The sequence below is a fragment of the Geodermatophilus sp. URMC 61 genome, from assembly GCF_052931555.1.
This window is the reverse complement of record NZ_JBRFHZ010000002.1, coordinates 1,676,416-1,700,076: the sequence shown is the minus strand read 5'-3', so window position 1 is coordinate 1,700,076 and position 23,661 is coordinate 1,676,416. Positions and strand designations below refer to the sequence as shown.

At 72.1% G+C, this 23,661-nt stretch carries 17 protein-coding genes; 16 read left to right on the top strand and 1 reads right to left on the bottom strand.

What is annotated here, in order from left to right:
- The first annotated feature begins 34 nt into the window (after nt 1–34).
- The 13 genes from ACU610_RS07850 (at nt 35) to ACU610_RS07790 (ending at nt 14,486) form a co-directional block, all read left to right on the top strand.
- Nucleotides 35–532, top strand: a complete 498-nt coding sequence (locus tag ACU610_RS07850; protein ID WP_446767141.1) for an asparaginase domain-containing protein — start codon at nt 35–37, stop codon at nt 530–532.
- Nucleotides 529–1,269, top strand: a complete 741-nt coding sequence (gene pxpA / locus ACU610_RS07845) for a 5-oxoprolinase subunit PxpA (RefSeq protein ID WP_446767140.1) — start codon at nt 529–531, stop codon at nt 1,267–1,269. The genes ACU610_RS07850 and pxpA overlap by 4 nt, the downstream gene beginning before the upstream one ends.
- A 12-nt stretch (nt 1,270–1,281) precedes the next feature.
- The gene (locus tag ACU610_RS07840; protein ID WP_446767139.1) at nt 1,282–1,527 is read left to right on the top strand and encodes an acetyl-CoA carboxylase; all 246 of its coding nucleotides are present in this window, start codon (nt 1,282–1,284) and stop codon (nt 1,525–1,527) included.
- A 3-nt stretch (nt 1,528–1,530) separates the two neighbouring features.
- Nucleotides 1,531–2,895, top strand: coding sequence for an acetyl-CoA carboxylase biotin carboxylase subunit (locus ACU610_RS07835; RefSeq protein ID WP_446767138.1), 1,365 nt, complete (start codon nt 1,531–1,533; stop codon nt 2,893–2,895).
- On the top strand, nt 2,892–3,803 hold the full coding sequence (locus tag ACU610_RS07830) for a 5-oxoprolinase subunit B family protein (RefSeq protein ID WP_446767137.1): 912 nt from the start codon (nt 2,892–2,894) through the stop codon (nt 3,801–3,803). Before ACU610_RS07835 ends, ACU610_RS07830 begins: the two co-directional genes overlap by 4 nt.
- Nucleotides 3,793–4,758 (top strand): 5-oxoprolinase subunit C family protein, encoded by a 966-nt coding sequence (locus tag ACU610_RS07825; RefSeq protein ID WP_446767136.1) that lies wholly within the window; start codon nt 3,793–3,795, stop codon nt 4,756–4,758. The genes ACU610_RS07830 and ACU610_RS07825 overlap by 11 nt, the downstream gene beginning before the upstream one ends.
- Nucleotides 4,759–5,064: 306 nt before the next feature.
- On the top strand, nt 5,065–5,979 hold the full coding sequence (locus ACU610_RS07820) for an alpha/beta fold hydrolase (RefSeq protein ID WP_446767135.1): 915 nt from the start codon (nt 5,065–5,067) through the stop codon (nt 5,977–5,979).
- Between the two features lie 1,463 nt (nt 5,980–7,442).
- Complete coding sequence (locus ACU610_RS07815) at nt 7,443–7,997, top strand: gamma carbonic anhydrase family protein (protein ID WP_446767134.1); 555 nt, start codon at nt 7,443–7,445, stop codon at nt 7,995–7,997.
- Nucleotides 7,998–8,589: 592 nt separating this feature from the next.
- Nucleotides 8,590–9,798, top strand: a complete 1,209-nt coding sequence (locus ACU610_RS07810; RefSeq protein WP_446767133.1) for a glycosyltransferase family 2 protein — start codon at nt 8,590–8,592, stop codon at nt 9,796–9,798.
- 1 nt (nt 9,799) lies between these two features.
- Nucleotides 9,800–9,982, top strand: a complete 183-nt coding sequence (locus ACU610_RS07805) for a hypothetical protein (protein ID WP_446767132.1) — start codon at nt 9,800–9,802, stop codon at nt 9,980–9,982.
- A gap of 627 nt (nt 9,983–10,609) precedes the next feature.
- Nucleotides 10,610–12,631 carry a DEAD/DEAH box helicase gene (locus ACU610_RS07800; RefSeq protein WP_446767131.1) on the top strand — a complete coding sequence of 674 codons (2,022 nt, stop codon included), beginning with the start codon at nt 10,610–10,612 and terminating at the stop codon, nt 12,629–12,631.
- A gap of 242 nt (nt 12,632–12,873) precedes the next feature.
- Entirely contained in the window at nt 12,874–13,575 is a 702-nt protein-coding gene (locus ACU610_RS07795; protein ID WP_446767130.1) for a Crp/Fnr family transcriptional regulator, read from the top strand.
- A gap of 374 nt (nt 13,576–13,949) precedes the next feature.
- Nucleotides 13,950–14,486 (top strand): RNA polymerase sigma factor, encoded by a 537-nt coding sequence (locus ACU610_RS07790; RefSeq protein WP_446767129.1) that lies wholly within the window; start codon nt 13,950–13,952, stop codon nt 14,484–14,486.
- 505 nt (nt 14,487–14,991) lie between these two features.
- On the opposite strand, the gene ACU610_RS07785 is transcribed toward ACU610_RS07790, so the two are convergent.
- The gene (locus ACU610_RS07785) at nt 14,992–15,654 is read right to left on the bottom strand and encodes a hypothetical protein (protein WP_446767128.1); all 663 of its coding nucleotides are present in this window, start codon (nt 15,652–15,654) and stop codon (nt 14,992–14,994) included.
- Nucleotides 15,655–15,902: 248 nt separating this feature from the next.
- Between ACU610_RS07785 and ACU610_RS07780 the strand changes: the two genes are divergently transcribed.
- From ACU610_RS07780 to ACU610_RS07770, 3 genes are all read left to right on the top strand, one after another.
- Nucleotides 15,903–19,826, top strand: coding sequence for a tetratricopeptide repeat protein (locus ACU610_RS07780; protein ID WP_446767127.1), 3,924 nt, complete (start codon nt 15,903–15,905; stop codon nt 19,824–19,826).
- A 392-nt stretch (nt 19,827–20,218) separates the two neighbouring features.
- Nucleotides 20,219–21,346: an AI-2E family transporter gene (locus ACU610_RS07775; protein WP_446767126.1), complete on the top strand. Its 1,128-nt coding sequence runs from the start codon at nt 20,219–20,221 to the stop codon at nt 21,344–21,346.
- Nucleotides 21,343–23,604, top strand: coding sequence for an FUSC family protein (locus ACU610_RS07770; protein WP_446767125.1), 2,262 nt, complete (start codon nt 21,343–21,345; stop codon nt 23,602–23,604). Before ACU610_RS07775 ends, ACU610_RS07770 begins: the two co-directional genes overlap by 4 nt.
- Nucleotides 23,605–23,661: the final 57 nt, after the last annotated feature.

Genomic DNA, 23,661 nt, shown 5'->3' with positions numbered 1-23,661 from the left:
GGCTCGGGGTCTTGTCCAGCCAGGAGCCGCCGTAGTGCTCAGAGTGGCCGTCCTCGGAACCGGTGGGACCATCGCGCCCCGCACGGACAGGTCCGGGACGGCCGTGGCGCGAGCCACCGGCCAGGAGCTGCTCGGCGACAGTCCTCCGCCTGCCGGGGTCGCGGTCGACGCGGAAGACGTCCTCCGGGTCGACGGTTGTGCGATGACCCTGCAGCGGCAGCAGCAGCAGCAGCAGCGGCAGCCGCTCGCCGTCCGCGTCGACGAGCGCCTGCGGCACGAGGTCACCGCCTCGGTGACCCGGTCGGCGATTGGGCACGGCGCCGGCGTGGACACGGCCACCGCACTGTGGGCGACCCTGCTCTCCCGTTCGGACGTGCTGGTGGACCTGCTGCTCGCCCTGCCGGCCCACCTCACCCAACCGCCGGCACCATCCGCTCCTACCCCGGTGGTCGCGGCGATGGCGGATGCCGCCGCTGCGACGGCCCGGTCCACCCTGTCGAGCCGTCTTCCGGAACCAGGACGGGAAAGATGACCATCAGCATCAACTCCGACATCGGTGAGTCGTTCGGGATCCACTCCTTCGGCAACGACGAGCGGTTGCTACCGCTGATCGACACCGCCAACGTGGCCTGCGGCTTCCACGCCGGCGACCCGGTCGGCATCCACGAGGTCGTCGCGAGAGCGGGAGCGGCCGGGGTCTCCGTCGGGGCGCATCCCGGGCTCCCGGACCCGGTCGGGTTCGGACGCCGGGAGATGAAGCTGTTCCCCGAGGAGGTCCGGGACATCGTCCTGTACCAGGTGGGCGCGCTGTCGGGCTTCCTCGCCGCCGAGGGGCTGCCCCTCGACCACATCAAGCCGCACGGCTCGCTCTACGGCATGCTCGCCCGGGACGAACAGCTCATGGACGCCGTGTGCGACGTCGCGGTCCAGTACGGCGTGCCGGTCTACGGGATGGCCGGAACCGCCCACGAGGAGGTCGCCAAGCGCCGTGGCGTGGACTTCGTCTCCGAGTTCTACGTGGACCTGGGTTACCGCGCCGACGGGTCCCTGATCATCCTGCGCCGGCCGTCAGCGACTCCGCCGGAGCTCGCCGCCACACGGGCTCGCCTGGCCCTGTCGGAGGGGGTCGTCGAGGCCGACACCGGCGAGCGCGTCCCCGTCCGCGTGGAGAGCATCTGCGTGCACTCCGACACCCCGAACGCCGTGGACGTGGCCACCGCGGTGCGCCGGGAGCTCGACGGTACGACCAGTGATCCCATCCCCCAGTGAAAGGGCTCGATGATGGCTGAACACACGGTCCTGTCCCCCCTGCCGGGGGTCTTCTACCGCAGCCCGTCACCGACGGAGCCCCCGTTCGTGGAGGTCGGGTCCTCGGTCACCGCGGACCAGACGATCGGACTGGTCGAGATCATGAAGCAGTTCGCCGAGGTCAAGGCGGGGGTGGACGGGAGCCTCACCGGCTTCACCGTGGAGAACCAGGCGACGGTCGGACCGGGAGACCCGATCGCGACCATCGACGCGGGCTGACCGATGCGCAAGCTGCTGGTGGCCAACCGCGGCGAGATCGCCATCCGGGTCATCCGGGCCGCCCGGGAACTGGGCATCCCCACCGTCGCGGTCTGCAGCGAGCCCGACGTGGAGGCGCTGCACGCACGCGCCGCGGACGAACAGGTGGTGATCGGGCCGGCTTCGGCGGCGCGCAGCTACCTGGACGTCGACGCCGTCCTGAAGGCAGCGGCAGAGGTCGGCGCGGACGCCGTCCACCCGGGGTACGGCTTCCTCTCCGAGCGGGCCGACTTCGCCGAGCGCCTCGACCAGGCGGGGATCGCCTTCGTCGGGCCGTCGGCCGAGGCGATCCGCCTGATGGGGGACAAGGCGCTGGCCCGCTCCACGGCCGCCCACGCCGGGGTCCCGACGGTGCCCGGCTCCGACGGCCCGGTCGCGGGCGTGCCCGAGGCCCTCGACGTCGCGGCGGAGATCGGCTACCCGGTCGCGGTCAAGGCGGCCGCCGGGGGAGGCGGCCGGGGGATCCGCGTCGTCGGAACGCCGGAGGAACTCCGGACGGCTGTCCCGACGGCCCAGGCCGAGGCCACCGCGGCCTTCGGCCACGGCGAGGTGTACCTCGAGCGGTTCGTCGAGCACGCGCACCACGTGGAGGTGCAGGTCTTCGGCGACGGCTCCCGATTCCTGCACCTGGGGGAGCGCGAGTGCTCGCTGCAGCGCCGCAGGCAGAAGATCCTCGAGGAGGCCCCCTCGCCGAGCATCTCCCAGCAGGTGCGGGAGGCGATGACCGCCGCAGCGGTCCGGCTCGCCGCCGAAGTCTCCTACCGTGGCGCCGGCACCGTCGAGTTCCTCTACGACCCGGACCACCACGAGTTCTTCTTCATCGAGATGAACACCCGCATCCAGGTCGAGCACCCGATCACCGAGATGGTCACCGGGCGTGACCTGGTGCGGGAGCAACTGAGCGTCGCGGCCGGGAACCCGCTGTCCTTCACCCAGGAGGACGTGGAGGTCCGCGGGCACTCGATCGAGCTGCGACTGAACGCCGAGAACCCCGCGATGCAGTTCATGCCGAGCCCGGGACCGCTCGAGGTGATGCGGATGCCGGCGGGCCCGTTCGTGCGCATCGACTCGGGCTACGAGCAGGGCACCGCGGTCAGCCCCTACTACGACTCGCTGCTGGCCAAGGTCGTCGTCTGGGACGAGAACCGTCCGCGGGCGCTCGCGCGCGCCCGCCGGGCGCTCGACGAGGTGCACATCGTCGGGGTGCACACGACCGCCCCGTTCCTGCGCGAGGTCCTCGACCTCCCGGAGGTGGTGGAGGGCCGCTACCACTCCACCTTCCTCGAAGCCTGGATGGCCGACGGCGCCAAGACCCGGGAGACCGCATGAGCACCTCGACCGACGCGTCCGGCACCTCGACGGCGAGCCGCTATTCGTGGGGCGGCGACGAGCACCTCGTCGTGCAGGTGTCCGAGGAGATGAGCCTCGAGGCCAACTTCTCCGTGATGGCGGTGACCGACCTCCTCCGGCAGCGCCACCTCGACGGGGTCATGGACATCTGCCCGGCGAACGCCTCGTTCCTCATCCGGTTCGATCCCGACGTCCTCGCTCCGGCCGATCTCGAGGCCGCGGTCCGCGGAGCGGAGGCGGAGGTGGCGCACGCCCCGTCCCTGACCCTGGAGACGCGGGTCGTGGAGGTGCCGGTCTGGTACGCCGATCCGTACACCACCGAGACCGGTGCGCGGTTCCGCGACCGGCACCAACGGCCCGAGGGCAACGATCTCGAGTTCGCCGCGGCGGAGAACGGCCTCTCCTCGGTCCAGGAGTTCATCGACCGGCACTCGGGCGCCCCCTGGATCACCTCGATGGTGGGATTCGTCGCCGGCCTGCCGTTCCTGTTCCAGATGGTGTCGCGGGAACGGCAGCTGGAGGTGCCGAAGTACCTCCGGCCCCGGACGGACACCCCGCCGCTCACCGTCGGGCACGGCGGGTGCTTCGCCTGCATCTACTCCGTCCGCGGCGCCGGGGGCTACCAGATGTTCGGCGTCACGCCGGGGCCCATCTTCGACCCCAGCCAGGAGCAGCCGGACTTCGCCGACTTCATGGTGTTCTTCCGCCCCGGCGACATCGTGAAGTTCCGGCCGATCGACGAGGGCGAGTACCACCGGATCCGCGCCGAGGTGTCGGCCGGCCGCTTCCGGTTCCGGCAGAAGCCCTTCCGGTTCAGCCTCGACGAGTTCCACGCGGATCCCGACGCGTACAACCGCACGGTCCTGGAGGTCCTGAATGGCGATTGAGATCGTCGCGCCCGGGTTGGGCTGCACCGTGCAGGACCAGGGCCGTCTCGGCCACTACGACGTCGGGATCCCGCCGTCCGGAGCACTCGACCTGTTCTCCGCCCTCGCTGCCAACCTCCTCGTGGGCAACGACGACGGGGCCGCCGTCCTGGAAGCGGCGTACATGGGACCGCAGCTGCGCTTCACGGCGCCGGCCGTCGTGGCCGTCACCGGCGCCACGATGCCGGTCACCGTCGGCGGGCAGGCCCGGCCCCAGTGGGAGTCCTTCGACGTCGCGGCCGGTGACCTCCTGGAGTTCGGGATCCTGCAGCAGGGGGCACGGGTCTACATCGCCGTCGCCGGCGGCATCGAGGTCCCCGCGGTCCTCGGGAGTCGGTCGACCTACGCGCTGGGCGGCTTCGGCGGCCTGGCCGGACGCGCGGTGCAGGTGGGGGACGTGCTGGAGGCGGGGGAGGGAACCGGCCGCGCCGGTCGGCGGGTTCCCGAGCACCTGCGTCCCGCGTTGGAGCGTGAGCAGCAACTGCGCACGGTGCTCGGCCTGTACGACTACCGGCTGACCGACCGGGGCCTGGCCACGCTCCTGGACACGACCTGGACGCTGACGCCGGTGGCCGACCGCATCGGCTTCCGGTACAGCGGTGGTGAGCTCGAGTGGAGACCCCGGGAACAGCCCTTCGGCGCCGGATCGGACCCGTCGAACATCGTGGACGCCGGATACCCGCTGGGGTCCATCCAGGTGCCCGGCGGCGTGGAACCGATCATCCTGCACCGCGACGCCGTCTCGGGCGGCGGTTACGCGATGGTCGGTACCGTGATCAGCGCCGACCTCGACACGGTCGCCCAGTCCTCCCCAGGGACTCGGACCCGGTTCCGGCCGGTGTCACTCGCCGAGGCGCTCGGAGCGCGTGCCGACCGCCGGCGGAGAGTGGAGGAACTACGAGCCGCACTGGGGTGATCGGACGTGGACCACTGCCCGCGCGCATCCCAGCACCGGCGTGCGGCGGGACGATGCGGGCCGGCGCTTTCTCCGGATTCGTCTCCGGGGCTCGGCGGGCAGCTCGTCGAACCGCGCGGCAGAGGCCTGAGGCCAGCTCTGGCGGGCCATTGTCCGCATCACCTGCCGTCGTTACGGTCGGCCTCCCTGACGCCGTCAGGGAGGGAGGACGACCATGGAGCACAAGGTCTTCGAGCTGGGTGATTTCGCCCTGCGGAAGGGTTCTGTCCTCCCTGGGGCGAGGTTGGGGTACACGACTCTGGGGGGTTGAACGAGGCCCGCGACAACGTCGTCGTCTGCCCGACGTGGTTCACTGCTACACCCTCCGACACCGCTGGCTGGATGACCGGGCCGAACCGGGCCCTGGACCCGGAGCGGTACTTCATCGTCGTGCCGAACCACTTCGGGGCTGCTGTGTCGTCCTCGCCGAGCAACACCCCGCCGCCGTTCGACAGAGGGCGGTTCCCCCACGTCACGACCTACGACAACGTCGTGGCACAGCACCGCCTGTTGACCGAGGAGCTCGGGGTCGAGCGCATCCGTCTGGTGAGCAGTTGGTCCATGGGAGCGTGCCAGACCTACGCCTGGGCCGCCCTGCACCCGGAGATGGTGCAGGCGATCGCGCCGATCTCCGGTTCTGCGCGGACTGCCAACTTCAACAAGGTCTTCCTCGCAGGCAACATCCGCGCGATCACCTCGGATCCCGACTGGAATGACGGCTTCTACGGCGACAAGCCGCCGATCCGGGGCGTGAAGACCATGGCCGCCCTGTACGCCGGCTGGGGCTTCTCCGAGCCGTTCTACCGGCAGGAGGTGTTCCGGACCTTCGGCGCCAGCACGGTGGAGGAGTTCATCGACTACTTCTGGGACGCCTTCTTCATCAAGTGTGATGCCAACGACCTCCTGGCGCAGATGTGGACGTGGTGGCACAACGACCTGGGTGACCACCCGGCGTTCGGTGGCGACTTCGAGGCCGCGTTGGGTGCCATCCGCGCGCGGACGATCATCCTCAATGCCGAGACCGACTCCTACTTCCCACCGGTGGACAGCGAGTACGAGGCGAGATGCATCCCGGGCGGGCAGTCCCGCCCGATCCCGACGATCTGGGGACACCTGGCTCCGTTCAATCCGGAAGACCAGAAGTTCATCGACGGCGCTCTCAGGGAGCTCCTCGAGGACTGACGCCTGACACGTCTGCGCGCAGGCAGCGGACGCAGGTAGGCCCGCCCACGTGCAGCCCTGCCGTGTGCCGGGCGTGCCGATGGCTTCAGCAGCGACCTGACCACGGTCGTCACCGGCGAGTCGGCGTTGATCAGCGCCCTGCCGACGGCGACACCGGCGACCCAGGTCGACCTCTACCGCGACTCGGGACTCGGGACTCGTCTCACTATCCACCAGGTCTGGTCGATCATGCGGTCCTGGTTGCCACTGACGATGGGGTGGCCGCGTTCGGGGCCACTCTGCGCCGACGTAGGGGGCGTCGAAGTCCTCAGGGCGATGTGCCTGTGCACCGCTCGCCCACGGGGACGCTCAGGCCGAGGATGCGGTCCTCGCCGACCGCGTCGCTCCGGAGCCGGCGACGGACTCCTGACTGCGGACGCCCCGGAGCAGGCGGTGGATGGTCCGATCACCGCCGGCCGACGTGCTGCACGCTCGGACGGCCGCGAGGACGAGGTCCGCGGGGATGGCGGCGCTGGACATGTGGGCTCTCCTCCGTGGCGAGGCGGGGACAGGGCATCGGTGTCAGGGGGGCCGGCCGCCGGGCCGACCGTGCACGTTGCCCCGGCGGTTTCGTCAGCGGCTGCGGCGCTGGTGCGCCGGCGTGCCCTCGGCCTGCTGCTGCCGACCGAGCTCGGCGCGCTCGGCGCGGCCCGGGCTGAGCCGGCTACCAGCCCGTCCGGGGGGCTGGGGGTCGTGGCTGCCGCCTCCGACCTCGGATCAGTCGGTGATCCGTGGTCCGGATGTGCGGGGACGTCCGGTGGGGATCAGGCGGTTGCAGGTCCCGCGGAGGCGAGTCGTGGACGAGCTCACGCCTCACGGTGCGGGAGGGGCGCACGTCGACGGCACGCTCACGCGGTGAGGCTGGCGACTGCAGTCCGGTGCCCCCGGACGTGTGCCGGACGGCGCTGCAGCCGGGTCCGCGGCGACTGGTTGGCGTATCCGGGAGGCAACGTGGTGCACCCGATCTCGCTGTACGTGGAAGTCGGGCGGGCGTCCCTCGGTCCGGACAGGTGGACGTAGCGGATGTGGTCCGAGGGGTCGTAGGTGTTCATCTCAGGCTCCGTGGTCGCCGTTTCCTCGAGAACAGGATCGGCGGGCGCGGACGGGGACGACATCGAGTCAGCCCCCCGAACGCCGGCGAGAGCCCCCGTTGTGGCACGGGGGACAACCCCCCACGAGAAGGGGGGTCCACCCCTGTGCGAGCCGGGCGTGAGCGCGGGACCGGAAGCAGGCGCGTGCCCGCGAGCCGCCACGGTCCATGCCCGACGACCCACCGCAACAGGCGAACCCGGTGCCTGGCCCTCTCCGCCACGCCTTGCTAGACCACCCGGTGAACGCAGGAACCGGCTGTCCGGAGACCCGGAGGGGATGCCGTGCTGATCGAACACCGAGGGCAACGCCCACGAGTGGATCCCACCGCCTACGTGGCCCCGACCGCAGTGCTCTGCGGCGACGTCCGGATCGGTCCGGAGGCGCGGATCCTGTTCTCCGCCGTGCTGACGGCCGAGGACGGCCAGGTCGAGGTCGGGGCACGCTGTGTGGTGATGGAGCACGCGCTGATCCGCGGCCGGGCCGGTCACCCGGCCCGGCTGGGCGACGACGTCCTGGTCGGGCCACACGCCCACATCAACGGGGCGGACGTGGCCGCGGGGTGTTTCCTGGCCACCGGCGTCGCTGTGTTCCCCGGTGCGGTCCTCGGCGCGCGCAGCGAGGTGCGCATCCACGGCGTGGTGCACGTGAACTCCGTCCTCCCGCCCGACGCCACCGTGCCGATCGGGTGGACAGCCGTGGGGAACCCAGCCGAGATCCTGCCGCCTGACCAGCACGAGCACATCTGGGCCGTCCAGCAACACCTGGACTTCCCGCAGACCGTCTACGGCGTCCCCCGCGGCACGCCCCCGGCCGAGCTGATGAGGCGCCAGGTCGACTGGTACGGCGCACACAGGGACGACCAGGTCCTGGAGCACGACCAGGGCTAGGCGCACCTCGCGCGGGACCCTGGCGTTCCTGCTCGGCCCTCGGCGGCACCCACCGGCACCCGGAACGGTCCTCCCGCCGCTTCGCCGGCCGGGTGGTCCAGGCCCACAGGGCGCTGGGGACGAGCGGCTGCCGGCCCCTGACCTGCGGGACCACCGGGGGAGACGGTGTCCGAGGGGTGCCACGGCACACCCGCACGCGGCCGTGGTCCCGCGCCGCACGCGGACGTGCCGGAGGCCGCGGAGGTGCGCTGGGGGCACGTCGCTCGACAGGCCAGGTCGGACGCTCGCCGCCCCAGATGCGCCGGCCGGGGCGGGTCGCCGGAACGTCTGAGAGCAACCGGGCAGGAACGTTCCGTCACGTGGTGAAGAGCACGTTGTACGTTCAACCAATTTGACGCAATCTTTTCCCGCCGGGCGCCGCTGACCAGCACTTTCACCTCAGGAGGACTCGGCATCCAGGTCCTTCCCCTGCCGCCCCCGCCGGGGGCCGCGCAGGCCTGGACTCGTGCCCTGCTCCGAGAGGTCTGAACAGGCGATGGTCGCCGCACTGCTCCGTGCTGATCACCGGACGACTGGTCCGGGTGTCCGTTCTGTGGCTCCCGGCCGACGCATCGTCGTCCTCATCCCCGCCCACGACGAGGCCGAGAACATCGGCGCGACGCTCGTCGCGCTCGGCCACCAGAGCCGCCGACCCGACCGCGTGGTCGTCATCGCGGACAACTGCGCCGACGACACGGCCCTCATCGCGCTCGCGCACGGTGCCGAGGTCTTCGTGACCGAGGACAACCACCACAAGAAGGCCGGCGCGCTGAACCAGGCGCTGGAGCAGCGATTCCGTCGCCGTTCCGCGCGACCGCGCACCTCCGACCCGGCAGTCGCCCGGCGGATGACCGATCGAGACCAGCCGGCGGGGCGTCACCGCGCAGCGGACGAGCCAGCGGGTCCGGACCTGCGGGACGACGACTACGTCCTGGTCATGGACGCCGACACCGTTCTCTCCCCGCGCTTCCTGGAGGTCGCCGCCGTCAGCCTCGACTCCTCGGAGTCGATCGGTGCGGCCGGGGGCCTGTTCTTCGGGCGGGACGACCCCGGCCTGCTGGCGGAGTTGCAGCGGAACGAGTACGTCCGCTACAGCCGCGACATCGGCCGCACGGGCCGGGTGATGGTCCTGACGGGGACCGCGACCCTGTTCCGGGCGCGCGCCCTCCGCGATGTCGCGGACGCCCGCGGGGAGGTGCTCCCCGGGACGCCGGGCCAGGTGTACGACACGCTCGCCCTGACGGAGGACAACGAGCTCACGCTGGCCCTCAAGTCGCTGGGCTGGTCTCTCACCAGTCCGCTCGACTGCCGGGTGACGACCGAGCTCATGCCCACCTGGCGCGACCTGTGGAAGCAGCGCATGCGCTGGCAGCGCGGCGCCTTGGAGAACCTGCGGCACTACGGCTGGAGCCGGACGACGGCCCGGTACTGGGCGCAGCAGGTCGGGATCGGCTTCGGGGTCCTCGCGTTCCAGGCCTACCTGTGGCTCATCGTGCTGCTGGTGACGTCGGGCGCCGGCGTGCGCTTCAGCCTCTTCTGGACGGCGGTGGGGGTGGTGTTCCTGCTCGAGCGGATCGTCACGGTGTGGACGGCCGGCTGGAGGGCGCGCCTGGTGGCCGCACCCCTGGTCCTCGAACTCTGCTACGACCTGTTCATCCAGGCCGTCTTCGTCCGGTCCCTCCTCGACCTCATCGGGCGACGGACGGCGACGTGGCACCACGTCGCCCCGTCCTCACCCCTGCGACTGTCGGAGGGAGGGTGAGGTGTACGGGAATCTGAGTCCCTTCGCGGCCGGCGGCGCCGGCAGTGCGTCGGTGCTGTTCGCTGCAGGGATGCACATCCTGGGCTTGATCGTCTCCGGGACGACGCTGCTGTTCGCGGGGCTGTCTGCGGCCAAGTTGCTGCCCCGACGCTGGCGGCGCGTGCTGTCACGAGGACGGCGCTAGTCAGGACACGTCCAGGACCTCCGGACCCTCGCGCCTGTCCAGGCGCGGGGGTCCGCGTCTCGAGTCCGACGACCGACTCGGTACACCCGCACACGGCTGTGAGCTGCCGTGCAGCCGATCCGCTCGACCCTGCCGGACGGCCCGGCTCGGGTTGCTCTCACCGGCCCCAGCCGATGCTGTTCGAGCGGGCACGACGGGCCGGGAATCGTGCAGCCTCGGACGCGTTGACAGGGGGGAGGGACCGACCCGGGAAGCGGCCGGTCCTCCGAGTGTGGCCTCCTCGCGTCGTGTACCGGCCCGTCCACCGGCGGCTCAGGATCCCCGTGGGAGGTCCGCGCAGCCCGCTGGTGTCGATCCCTGGTGATCCGCGAGCCGGCTCCGCGTTCGGAGTGCCAGGCCCTTCCTGCGGCCGTTCCCCGAGCCGTCCGCGGGAGCGTGCGGCATGCTGCCGCGGCCACCGTGCCCGGCATTCCAGAGGAGGAGTCCGTGACTCGACCAGGCCAGCGCCAGACGGGCGCTCGCCGTACCGCCCCGCGCAAGCAGCGAGGCGTCCGCCACCGCGGCGACGTTGTCTCGGTGCTCGCCCGAACCGTTCGTGAGGTCGAGGCGGCCACCCAGCGCGGCCGTGTGACGCCTGCCGTTCGCACGAAGTTCCAGGCCGTCGCCCTGCTGCTGCGGGACGAGCGCGCCCGCGTCCAGGCGGCGGCCGGCAGCGACAACCAGCGGGCCGAGCAGCTCAAGCGCCTGGACGGCATCGCGACCGTCCTCGCGACGACCGCCGTCCGGGACGCCGGGCTGCTGGCGCTGCTCGCCGACGACGCCGTCGTCTCCGACGCGGCTCGGTCGCTCAAGTGGGACATGCTGCGGGACCTCGGCATCGAGCCGGCGCCCGACGAGGTCGAGCCGGCGGAGACCGCGACCGTTCCCGCCGGCACGGAGCGGCGGGTCGTGCCGCAGTCGGTGATCTCGCGGCAGCTGGCGAACCCCTTTCTCGCCCCCGACTTCTCCGCCGTTCCGGAGCGCACCTCCCGTCCGCGCCGCCTGGCCGGCTGGGAACTGCTCGGCCCCCTGCTGAGCTCGTTCGAGCGCGCCGGCGGGGGAGCAGCGGCGTGCATGGCGCTCCCGGAGCCGACGGCACGGTTCACCCCGGCGGGCCTCGAGCTGATGCCGCACCAGGGGCAGCTGGTCGCCGCGGCCGCTGCCGGCCACCGGACGTTCCTGCTCGCCGACGAGCCGGGTCTGGGCAAGACGGCCCAGTCCCTGCTGGCTGCGGAGGCGGCGGACGCCTACCCGCTGCTCGTCGTCGTGCCGAACGTCGTCAAGACGAACTGGGCACGCGAGGCGGCCCGCTGGACGCCCCTCCGCCGGGCCACCGTGGTGCAGGGCGACGGCGAGACGGTCGACGGCTTCGCCGACATCGTCGTGGTCAACTACGAGGTGCTCGACCGCCACGTGGGCTGGCTCGGCGACTTCGGCTTCCGCGGCATGGTCGTGGACGAGGCCCACTTCATCAAGAACCAGACCTCGCAGCGCTCGCGGCACGTCCTCGCGCTCTCCGACCGCATCCGGTCCCGCGGCCCGCGGCCCCTGCTGATGGCGCTGACCGGCACCCCGCTGATCAACGACATCGAGGACTTCCGGGCGATCTGGCAGTTCCTCGGCTGGATCGACGACAGCAAGCCACTCGACGAGCTGATGGACGCGCTCGAGGACACCGGCCTGACGCCCGCCGACCGGGGCTTCTACGCCGCGGCGCGCCAGTGCGTGATCGACCTCGGCATCGTCCGCCGCCGCAAGGTCGACGTGGCCGCCGACATCCCCGCCCGCCGCATCGCCGATCTCCCCGTCGAGCTCGACGGACCGGTCGGGCGGTCGATCCGGGCGGCCGAGCGGGACCTCGCCCGCCGGATGGTGGCGCGGTACGAGACCGCGCTCGCGAACCGATCCTCCGGTGCCGTCGTCGAGGGCATCGACAACGGCATCGACGTGGACCTCGTCCGCCGGGTGGCCCGGTCGGAGCTGAAGGACGCGGCGACCGCGCAGTCCGGCGAGAACGTGTTCACCATGATCCGACGCATCGGCCGCGCGAAGGCCGAGCTGGCCGCGGACTACGCGGCGCAGCTGGCCCGCAGCGCCGGCAAGGTCGTGTTCTTCGCCAAGCACGTCGACGTGATGGACGCGGCCGAGGAGACCTTCGCCCGGCAGGGCGTGCGCTTCTCGTCGATCCGTGGCGACCAGACGCCCACGGCGCGGCAGGCGAACGTCGACGCCTTTGTGAACGACCCGGACGTCGCCGTCGCGGTGTGCTCGCTGACCGCCGCCGGCGTGGGCCTGAACCTGCAGGTCGCCTCGAACGTCGTGCTGGCCGAGCTGTCCTGGACCGACGCGGAGCAGACCCAGGCCATCGACCGCAGCCACCGCATCGGGCAGGCGGAGCCGGTCACCGCGTGGCGCATCATCGCCGCCCAGACCATCGACGCCCGGATCGCCGAGCTGATCGAGGGCAAGGCGGGGCTCGCCGCCCGGGCGCTCAACGGATCGGACGAGCAGGTCGCCTCGTCGGCCGACGTGCAGCTCGAGGCGCTGGTCGCGTTGCTGACGGACGCGCTGCGGGCGTCGCCCGCACAGGGGGACGCCCTGCGAGCCTGACCGCCAGGATCCCCGGGGTGGCAGGGGTCTCCGGTCCTCGCCTGCGCAACACCCACGCGGAGCCCGTGATGCGAGCCAGAGGGCACGGCCGTGGGCGGCGGGTCGTGGATCGTCCGCGGTCGGGTGTCCGGCCTTGGTGAGCGGCCCTCCGGCCGTGCGGGCACCGAGGTAGGGTCCGCGACCCCGCAGCGGCAGTACCGTGCTCGGGTGTACGGGCCGTCCTCGGGTCTGGGGATCGCGTCATGAGGCCGCAGCTCACTCCTGAACAGGCGGCTGCGGTGCTCGGGTCGACGCACGTGTTCGGCGCGCTCGATCGGGGGTCTCTGCTCGGCCTGGCCGCGGGCAGCAGGCAGCGGACCTACGGCCGGGGGCAGTACCTCTGGTACCAGGGCGACCCGGGAGATCACCTCGCTGTGGTCTGTACGGGCCTGGTCAAGGTCGTGCTGACGTCGGAGCAGGGCGACGAGATCGTGCTGGTCACCCTCGGCCGGCACGAGACCGTCGGCGAGCTGGCCATCCTCGACGGCTCGCCGCGCTCGGCTTCGGTCGTCGCCGTCGAGCCGACGACCGTGTTGATGGTGCCGCGGGCGGCGGTGCTGGAGGCGATGGCCGCTCACCCGGCGGTCCTCGACGCCGTTCTCCGCTCGCTCGGGCAGCTGGTCCGCCGGCTGACCGAGCAGACCGGCGGCCTCGTCTTCCTCGATCTGGCAGGTCGTGTCGCGAAGGTCCTGCTCCAGCTCGCCCAGCGCCACGCGCGGGACGACCATCAGACGGTGCTCGACGTCGGGCTGTCGCAGTCCGACATCGCCGCGATGGTCGGGGCCACCCGTCCCGCGGTCAACCGGATCCTGCAGGTCTTCGCGTCCCGCGGTCTGATCTCGGTCGACGGTCGCGTCATCGTGCTGCGTGATCCCGCTGCGCTGCGCCGCCGCGCGGGCCTGTGACGTCCCGCGCCGGTCGACGCCCGACCGATCCCCGGTAGCGACAGCGGCTCTGCCCTGACGGCCTGCGACGCCCGGTCGATCGGACGCACCTGTCATCCGGATGACAGGCGGCGTGTCAGCCGGTTGGCAGCCCGGCCGCACCGCCGGGCCATAGCGTCGCTCCGCAGCCGGATCCGGTGCGCCGGACGACCGCCCCGACCGTCTCCTGATCCACGGAGGTGGGGGGGCACGGCCCGGACCCGGGCTGCTCCACACATCCACGATCCGCTGAGGGACCGCATCGGGCGGATCAGGTCAGAACGGACTCCTGCGCGATGGCCACACAGGCATGTCCCACCACAGCGCACGCCACCAGAGGATGCGACAACGCCACCTTGCTGGCACGGGCGGTAGAGGGCGATCAGTCGGCCTGGGGACGACTGATCGACGAGTACGACGGTCTCGTCCGGTCGGTGGCCGCGTCCTTCCGCCTCCAGTCGGCGGACGTCCACGACGTGGCGCAGACGACCTGGATGCGCCTGCTCCAGAACCTCCGCAGCATCCGCGATCCGGAGCGCCTGGCGGGATGGCTCTGGGTCACCGCGACCCGGGAGTCGTTGGCAGTCCTGCGCCGGGCCGCTCGACTCCGCCCCCTGCCCACGGTCGACGAGGCCCCGGACCCCACGGTCGATCCGGCGGGAGACGTCGCCGACCGCGACGAGGCTCGTGACCTGTGGGCCGCCGTGGCCGAGCTCTCGCCGCGGCAGCAGCGTCTGCTCGTCGCCCTGTTCCGGGACGAGCTGGATTCGTACGACGTCGTCGCGGCGAAGTGCGCCATGCCCATCGGCAGCATCGGCCCGACGCGGGCACGCGCACTGTCCCGCCTGCGGGACAAGCTGGCCGAACGGGGATGGGGATCAGCCGACCTCTGACCTCATCCGTCCACAACCGGTGCGATCCCGCCTGCCGCGGCGCCCCGTGGGTCGGACCGGGCGGGACGGTCGACCCCACGGGTGACGATTCCGTGACGCCTCCGCGCCTAACGTCCGCGTCGAGGGTCGGGGAGTCCGGCAGGCACGGGCGGAGGTGGCCCGTCCTCGGCGGAACCCGCCTACGGTGTCATCGTCATCCCTCGGAGTCGCGATGGACGCTGATCCGCCGCTTCAGGCCGAGGGCCGTGGTGTGCCCACGTCGGCGGAAGCGACACTGCGCGACGGGATCGCGAGCGGCGCTCCCGCGAACACGACCGCGAGCCAGGTGTCGTCGGCACACCGCCGCGAACCCGTGTCGCCGGAGACGATGCGCCGGCTGACGGCAGGGCTGGGTGGGCTCCTGGACCCTGTGCTCGACCTGCGGGCGCCGCCGCCACGGTTCCCCGTCGTCTCCCCGGTGCCACCTGCTGCCGAACGGGTTCGTGCCCGGCCCTCCGGTCGCCGCTCACCCGGCCGCAGGCCTCCAGGACGGCGAGTGGAAGAGGTTGCAGTCCCGGACCTGGGTGATGAAGTCGGCGCTCTTGCGCTCTGGGGGCCGGAAGCGATCGAAGCTGACGGCGACCCAGGCACCGGGCGCGAGCGGTGTGCGCCAGGGGAGGGTGTACTCCCCGTAGTAGTTCACGCCGACGGACACGTACGTGGGGTCGTACTCATACGGTTGCTTGTAGGGAACGGAGAGGAAGCCGAGCGGGTCCGGCTTCTCCTCGAACGTCATCTCCCGTCCCCACTCGAACGGCACGTGGAGTGCCTGGTCGAGGATGACCGAGTCGAGCGGCGGCGTGTCGAGCAAAGGAATGCCGTCGACCCAGGTGATGCCGTGGCGCTGCCATTCCCCGTCCACCGTCGGGTCGAACGCTGGTGGCGGGTCCTGGCCGGGATCGGCCACCATGAGACCCCATTCCCAGGGTTTGCCGTCCCGGGTGGGGGGCGGCGATGTCGCGGTGACCCAGAACCTGTCGTACTGGGCGGGCAGTGCTTCATCGGGAGGTCGGGGCGGCACCCAGCTCGGGTGCTCGGGAATGTGCAACTCGGCGCCGAAGCGGAAGCGGATGCCGTCGCGTCCGACCTTGATGACCTCGATTGCCGCGTCACTGCTGGAGTGCGACATGCCGACGTTCCTCGACTGTCCTCGGCGACGGTCCGGCGCCGCGTGTGCAAGATCGATAAAATACAGTCCGTGCCGATAGCGGCACAAGGGGCATTGTGGTGACCGACGACCCCGTCCTGATCGACGATCCCCGCGATGCTGCGGTCGTGAGCGCGGTGTGGCAGTCGTTCGTGCCCGACCACGTGGTCCGGACACTGCTCGGGCACGACGGGGACGTGCCCGTCGCCAGAGCCGAGCGGACCGATGCGGTGGTGCTCTTCGCCGACGTCGTGGGCTTCACCCCGATGAGCGAGGCGCTGGCCCGGGCCGGCAGCTTCGGCACCGAGGAACTCACCGGGATCTTGAACGGCTGGTTCGGCGCGATGGCCGACTGCATCTCGCGCTACGGCGGCGACCTGGTGGAGTTCGCCGGCGACGCAGTGATGGCGCTGTTCACCAACGACCGCCGGACCCGACGGCTGACGGTGCGGCGGGCGGTCCAGTGTGCGCTGGACATGCAGCAGGCAGTCGGGCGGTTCCGCGACATGGCCACCCGCGCCGGGACCTTCGGGTTGGGGATGAAGGTGGGTCTCGGTGCCGGACCCGTGGTGCACACCGTCGTGGGGGATCCGACGATCCGCCTGCAGCCCGTGCTCACCGGGGAGGCACTCGATCGTGCAGTCGCCGCCGAGCAACGGGCTCACAGCGGCGAGGTCCTCGTAGACGGTGGCCTCCTCGAGGTGGATCTCGCCGTGCGGGTGCTGGAGCACCGGGGTGAATGGCACGTCGTCGGTGGCGTGCACCACGGCGTCCAGCCGGTCCGGCCGACTCGGCCCGGAACAACTGTCGAGGACGTGGCAGAGCGTCTGGGCCCCTTCTTCCACCCCGTCATCGCCGAACGGCTGCGTTCCGGGCGGCATGAATTCGTCAACGAGCACCGCAGGGTGACCTCCGCTTTCGTGAGGTTGCCCGGATCAGCCGGCGACGGGGCCATGGCGGTCACGTCCCTGCAGCAACACGTGGCCGCCGCCGTGCAGGTGATCGACCGTTATGGTGGCCACCTGCGGCAGGTGGCCACTGGCGACAAAGGCGGCCTGTTGGTCGTCTTCTTCGGCGCGCCGACCAGTCACGAGGACGACGAAGAACGTGCGGTCCGGTGCTGTCTGGAGCTGCTCCGGGTGCTCGGCGACTCCTCCCGAGCCGCCGTCACCAGTGGCTCCGTGTACTGCGGTGAGATCGGTTCGGACCTCCGGCGCGAGTATGCCGTGATCGGCGACTCGGTGAACCTGGCGGCGCGCCTCATGCAGATAGCCGCGCCGGGCCAGCTCCTCATCGATGAGCCGAGCCACGAACGGTTGCGTGGGATCGTCGTCCAGGACGGGCTCGAGCCGGTCGAGGTGAAGGGCAAGGCCGGGCGGATCGGGATCTGGACAGTCCACGCCGTGCACGATCGGCCACCGGCCCGACCGCCCGGGCTCGCCGCCGGCCACGCGCTGGTGGGTAGGTCCGCTGAGGTCGCCAGGGTCCGGACGCTCGTGGAGCGGAGCCTGTCCGGTGAGGGGCAGGTCGTCTGTCTGAGCGGGGACCCGGGGATCGGCAAGTCCCGGCTCGCTGCCGAGATCGTCGACATGGCGGAGCGGCTCGGGTTCGCAGTCCACGGCGGCGCCTGCCGTTCCCATGGCACGACCACCGGCTACCTCGTCTGGCGCCCGATCTGGCGTGGCCTCCTGCAGGTGGACGCCGCGCTGCCCATCGCGGAGCAGCAGGCTGCGCTCGTCGAGGCGATCACGCACCTCGACGGCGGCTCGGGGGAGCGCGCGCCGTTGCTGGCGCCGGTCGTGAACCTCCCGATCCCCGACAGCGACTTCACGGCCGATCTCGATCACCAGGGTCGGGAAGATCTGCTCCAGTCATTGCTCCTGAGGTGCCTGCGCGCCCGCGCCAGGACCGGACCGGTGCTCCTCATGCTGGAGGACTGCCATTGGATCGATGCCGCCTCGCAGACACTCCTCGAGTTCCTCGGACGCAACGTCGCCGACCTCCCGGTGCTCGTGCTGGTGACGGCGCGCCGGACCGCCACCGACCCGCCGGTGATGACGCCGATCCTGCCGCTCGCCCACGTGACCGAGGAGCGGCTGACCGAGCTGGCTCCGGCTGACGCCGAGCGGCTGGTCGGCCTGCGGTTGCACCAGCGCTACGGCGCCGACGCCACGATCGCGCCGGACATGGTCCAGCAGATCGCCGAGCGTGGCGAGGGCAACCCCTTCTACCTCGAGGAGCTGGTCAGCTACCTGCACGGCCGAGGCGTCGAGCTCCGCGATCCTCGCGCCTTCACCGGCCTCGAACTCCCGGATGGGCTCCAGCGACTCGTGATGGCCCGGATCGACCAGTTGAGCGAGAGCGAGAACGCCACCATCAAGGTGGCGAGCGTCATCGGGCGCCGATTCCCTGCGGCATGGATCTCGCAGATCCATCCGAGTGCAGGGGGGCCGCGAGAAGTACTGCTCCACCTGGAACGGCTGGACGAGCTCGATCTGACGCCCCGGCAACCGGACACCGCTGAACCCGAGTACCAGTTCAAGCACGCGATCATCCAGGAGGCGGCGTACCAGAGCCTCACCTTCCAGATGCGGGAGCAGCTGCACGAGCGGGTCGGCCTGCTCATCGAGGCCGCCTGTGCCGATCGTCTCCCGCAGTATGTCGATCTGCTCGCGCATCACTACGGACACAGCAAGCGGGTCGACAAGCAGCGGGTGTGGTTCCGGGCGGCCGGCGACTCGGCCAAGGCCGCCTTCGCCAACGAGGCCGCCAGCGCCCACTACGAACGCCTGCTCCCGCTCCTCGCCGTCGACGAGACCGGCGACGTACTGGTCGAACTCGGTGCCGTCTGGCACCTCACGGGGCAGTGGGCCAAGGCGGAGCAGGCCTACCGGGAGGCGATGGAGATCGCCGCGCGCAGCGGCCGACGCGACGTCCTCGCCGCGGCTCAGCGCGATCTCGGCGACCTGTTCATGTTCACCCAGTCGTATGCGGAAGCGGTGAGCTGGCTGACCCGGGCTGCCGAGGAGTTCGAGCAGCTCGACGACCACAGAGGGCTGTCGAGGGCCCTGGACCGCCTCACCTATGCGCTGTACCAGCAAGGCGCCTACGACCAGGCGCTCGCCGCGGCTGAGCGCCACCTCGCACTGGCGACCGACGCTGGTGACCGCGCCGGGATGAGCGTCGCGCTCAACCACACCGGGCTGGTGCACATGAACACCGGTGAGATCCCCGAGTCACGTGCGCTGCTGCAACAGGCTCTCGACACTGCTGCCGAGGCCGGCGACCGACGTTGCCTGCTGCACGCGACGAACAACCTCGGTCTGGTGCACTGGCGCAGCGGAGACCACCTGCGGGCGGTCACCTGCTGGCAAGAGGCCGTTCCCGTGGCCCATGAGATCGGCGACACGCAGACCGCCGGCATCGTCATCGGCAACATGGGTGAGGCCTACCTGGGGCAGGGGGACCTCGTCGGGGCGATCAAGTGCTTCACGCACGCGCTCCGCATCGGGGTCGCACTCCGGGACTGGACGAGCATCGCCGACCAGGTCGCGAACGTGGCCGCCATCGCGGCCGCCCTCGGCCTCGCCCGGGCAGCCGAGCGGCTCCTCACGCACGCCATCGCACTCGCCCGTCACCTCGACGCCCCGTACTTCCTCTGCGGCTGGCTCCACCAGCTGGCCAAGCTCCATCTCGCCCAGGGCCGGCTCGACCAGGCAGAGCGGCTCAACTCGGAGGCACTCGACGTGGCGAACGAGCACAACGAGCGCGACGTGACCACGAAGGCCTACATCCTGTCCGTCCGATTGCAGGTGGCACTCGACCGCATGGACGTGGAGAAGGGCGTCCAGCGGCTGCGAGCCCTCGAGCGTGACCCGATCGAGCCCCACGAGCGCGCGATGCTCCTCGATGCGGTGTGGCACCTCACCGGGACCGAGGAGGCGGCGCGGAAGGCTGCCGACCAGCACCGAACGCTCCACGACCGTGCCCCGACCGTTGAGCACAGGGAGGCCTGTGCGCGGCTGACCGGGGTGAGGTTGCCATCCGGCCCGCCACTGCCCCCGCTGCCCGACGACGTGGAAGCCGAGGTCGCCGACTTCCCCAGGCTGCTCCGGGAGGTCGATCAGGCCATCGGCCAGCTCGGCGCCGGCTAGTTCCGTCGACGGGGCCTGATCCAGGCTGCCTCGCGTTCCCACGCGGGCTCCCACGGGACGTGGCCGAGGAGCCGGACCCCGCCGGCTCGCCGTGCGTCGCGTCGACCCTGCTGGGCGTCGTCCCGGTGTCCACCGGCAGCGGCCGCCGCTCGGTCAGCACGGCGTGCTGGGACGCGCTCGCGAACGGGCGCGGTGCTGTGGCGGCCGGGAACTCCGGCCTGCGGAGACCGGACTCACGGCACGCGCACCGGGACCATACGGTGCCCTAGCGTGCCGGTGTGCAGGGGACCGGAGCGCCCGACGGCGCGGCGGCCGACGAGGCGGTCCCGCCGTCGTCCGCAGCCGCCCCCGCGACGGACGGTTCCGGTCACCGGGGCGGGGAGCCGCCCTGGGTGCGACGAGCCGTGCTGCTGGTGGTGGCCGCCGTCGCGGCCTACCAGGTGACGGCATGGGCGTTCCTCGGCCTCCGGAGCTTCCTCGGCCTGCTGTTCCTGTCCTGGCTCTTCTCGATCAGCATGGAGCCGCCGGTGCGTGCCCTCGCCCGGCGGGGCATACGGCGCGGAGCCGGCACCGGACTCGTCATGCTCGTCGTGGTGCTGTTCGGGGTCGGGTTCCTGGCCGCGTTCGGCACCCTGCTGGTCGACCAGCTCGCGGGGCTGCTGAGCTCGCTGCCCGACGTCGTCGGGAGCGCGGTGAGCTGGGTCAACCGGACGTTCGACACCCGGCTGCTGGCCGGCGACATCGTCGACTCCCTGGAACTCACACCCGACCGGATCCAACAGCTCGTGGAGGAGCTCACGCCGGGTGTCGTCGGGGTCGTGACCTCGATCGTCGGAGCGGTCTTCCAGACGCTGACCTTCCTGCTGTTCGCCTACTACATGTCCGCGCAGGCACCCGCCCTGCGTGACACCGTCTCCCGGCGCTTCCCGCCCCGACAGCAGCTGGTCATCTCGACCGTGTGGGACATCGCGACGGAGAAGACCGGCGGCTACGTCCTCTCCCGGGTGCTGCTGGCCATCCTCAGTTCGTTCACCACGGCGATCTTCTTCCTCGTCGTCGACGTGCCGTACTGGTTGCCGCTCGCCCTCTGGACCGGGCTCGTGTCGCAGTTCATCCCCACCGTGGGGACCTACCTCGCGATCGGCCTGCCGGCGCTCGTCGCGCTGGCCGGCGACCCGGCGGACGCGGTGGGGGTCGTGGCCTTCGGCATCGTGTACCAGCAGGTGGAGAACTACCTGATCGGACCGCGGATCACCGCACGCACGGTCCACATCCACCCGGCGGTCGCGCTGGGCTCGGTCATCGTCGGCGCGACCCTGTTCGGGCCGATGGGCGCGTTGATCGCCGTCCCGGTCGTCGCCGCCGTCCAGGCCCTGGTCGAGACCTACGGGCGGCGCTACGAACTGGTCACCGGCGATGGGCCGACCGGGAACGCCTCCGTGGCGGGGCGGGGACGGTCGACGCCGGCCCGCCCGGACCGGCCCGGAGGCGTGGGCGGCGCCGTGCCCGGGCCGCGGTGACCGGGTCGGGCACCGCCACGGCACCGGCGGCGGGTGGAGCCGCGCGGGCCCTGACCTGGCTCCGGGCGCGTGACCCGTCGCTGGCCGCCGTCCGGCGGGCCGGCCGGGTCACCGTGGCCGCCTACGTCGGCTTCGCCACCTGCCGGTACCTGGTCGACGATCCGACCACCGCCCTCTACGCGCTGTTCGCGGTGGTCGCCCTGGGCGCCCTCGCCGAGGTCACGGGACCGCCGGCCGACCGGACCCGGACGTATCTCGGCAGCCTCGTGATCGCCGGTCTGCTGGTGACCCTCGGCACGCTGCTGGCGGTGCACACCTGGACGGCCGTCCTGGGCATGCTCGTCGTGGGGTTCCTGGTGGCCTACGCCGGCGTCGGCGGGCCGCGGATGGCCGGCGTCGTGAACGGGTTGCAGCTGTTCTACGTACTGCCGTGCTTCCCCCCGTACGCACCGGACACCCTCGACCAGCGGCTGCTCGGGGTCGGGCTGGGCATCACGCTCCTCGCCGTCGCCGACCGGGTGCTGTGGCCGGCCCCCGAGCCGGCGGACCCGGGCGTCCGCGTGGCCGACGCCGCCGGGCGGGTGGCGGCCTACGCGCGTGTGCTGGCCCGCGAGCAGCGGGACGGCGGCGACGGGGGATCGTCCGCGCTGCGGGCCGCCGCCGCGGACGCCGCGGCGAGCCTGCGGTTGAGCACGGTGCCGATCGCCGAGCGGCCGCTCGGGCCGGGCGTCCGCGACCGTTCCCTGATCCGGGCCGCGGCGGCGATCCGGGTGATCTCCGATCGACTGGGTGTGCTCGCCGACGTCTGGCCCGCCTCCGGCGGGTCCCGCACCCACCCCGCGACCGCGCGGCTCATGGACGCCGTGGCCGACGTCCTGACCGAGGGGCGGGAGGCCCTGCTCGGCACCGGACCCCCGCCGTCGACCGACCGGCTCGATCTCGCGCTCGGCTCCCACCGCGAGTGGCGCAGGCAGGAGTTCCTGGACCGCGCCACCGAGCCGGCGGCCCTGCGGGCCGGTGTCACCACCGTCGCCGTCGCGGAGGCCGCCCGCAGCCTGGTGCTCACCGTCCGCGGCGCCGTCGGTGCGCCCGCCCCCGATCCGGCGCACGTCCCCGAGGACCTCTGGTTCCTCACCGCCTCGACCGGCCGGCTGTGGTGGCGGCGGCTGCGCGCACACCTGACACCGCGCTCGGTCTACCTGCAGAACGCTGTGCGGCTGGCGCTCGGCCTCGCCGTCGCTCGCACCGTCGCCGGGGTCCTCGAGCTCTCGCACGGCTTCTGGGTGCTGCTGGCGACGCTGAGCCTCATGCGAACCTGCGCGGTCGCCGGGCGCTCGGTGCTCGTCCGCGCCGTCGCCGGCACCGCCGGCGGTGCCGTCGTCGCCGGGGGAGTGCTCTTCCTCGTCGGGGCGGACGCCCCGGTCTACGCCTGGGTGCTGCCGGGGCTGATGGTGGTGGCCTTCGCGGCGGGCTCCCTGTTCGGGGTGGCGGCGGGGCAGGCCGGGTTCACCGTCGTCGTCGCCCTGCTGTTCGCCCAGGTCGCTCCGGTGAACTGGCGCCTCGCCGAGGTCCGCCTCGAGGACGTCCTCGTCGGCGGGCTCGTCGGCATCCTGATCGGTGCCGCGGTGTGGCCGCGCGGAGGCCGTGGGGAGCTGCTCCGGGCCGCCGGGAAGAGCTTGCGGGCAGGTGCGGAGGAGATCGTCGCCGTCGTCGGCCAGCTGACCGGTGCGGGGTCGGCGCACCAGACCTCGCTCGGCCGGCGCGCCGCACTGCTCGACCACACCTACGCGCAGTACCGGTCCGAACCGACCCGGCCGGGTTCCCGCGTGGACTGGCTGGCCGTGCTCGGCGTGGTGCACCGTGTCGACGACTACTCCCGGACCCTGCGGTCTCGCTATCCTGCCGCCGCGCCGCCGCCCTGGCCGCGGCTGGCCGCGCAGCTGCGGACCGCGGCCGCGGACGTCGCCGCGGGCTACCGCGAGGCGGCGGCCGCCGTCGCGGCCGACCGGGTGCCCACGGCTCGTCCGGCCGTGCGGGTGGACCGGGTGCCCCGAGACGAGCTCGCCGCCGCCCCGGACGACGCGCTCCGGATGCTCGACACCTGGGGCTGGTTGCTGACGCTGGCGGACGACCTGGCCGGCATCGGCCGGGCTCTCGATCCGCCCCCGCCGGCCGGGGGGCTCCCGCCGCGGGCGCGGCATCGGCCGCCTGCCGGCCGGCGAGCCGGCCGACCCCCCGCGGCCGGGTCGCCGTCCTGACGGTGCGGCCCTCGCGGCTCCGGGTCCACGACGTCGGCAGCGGAGGCCCGGGCGAGC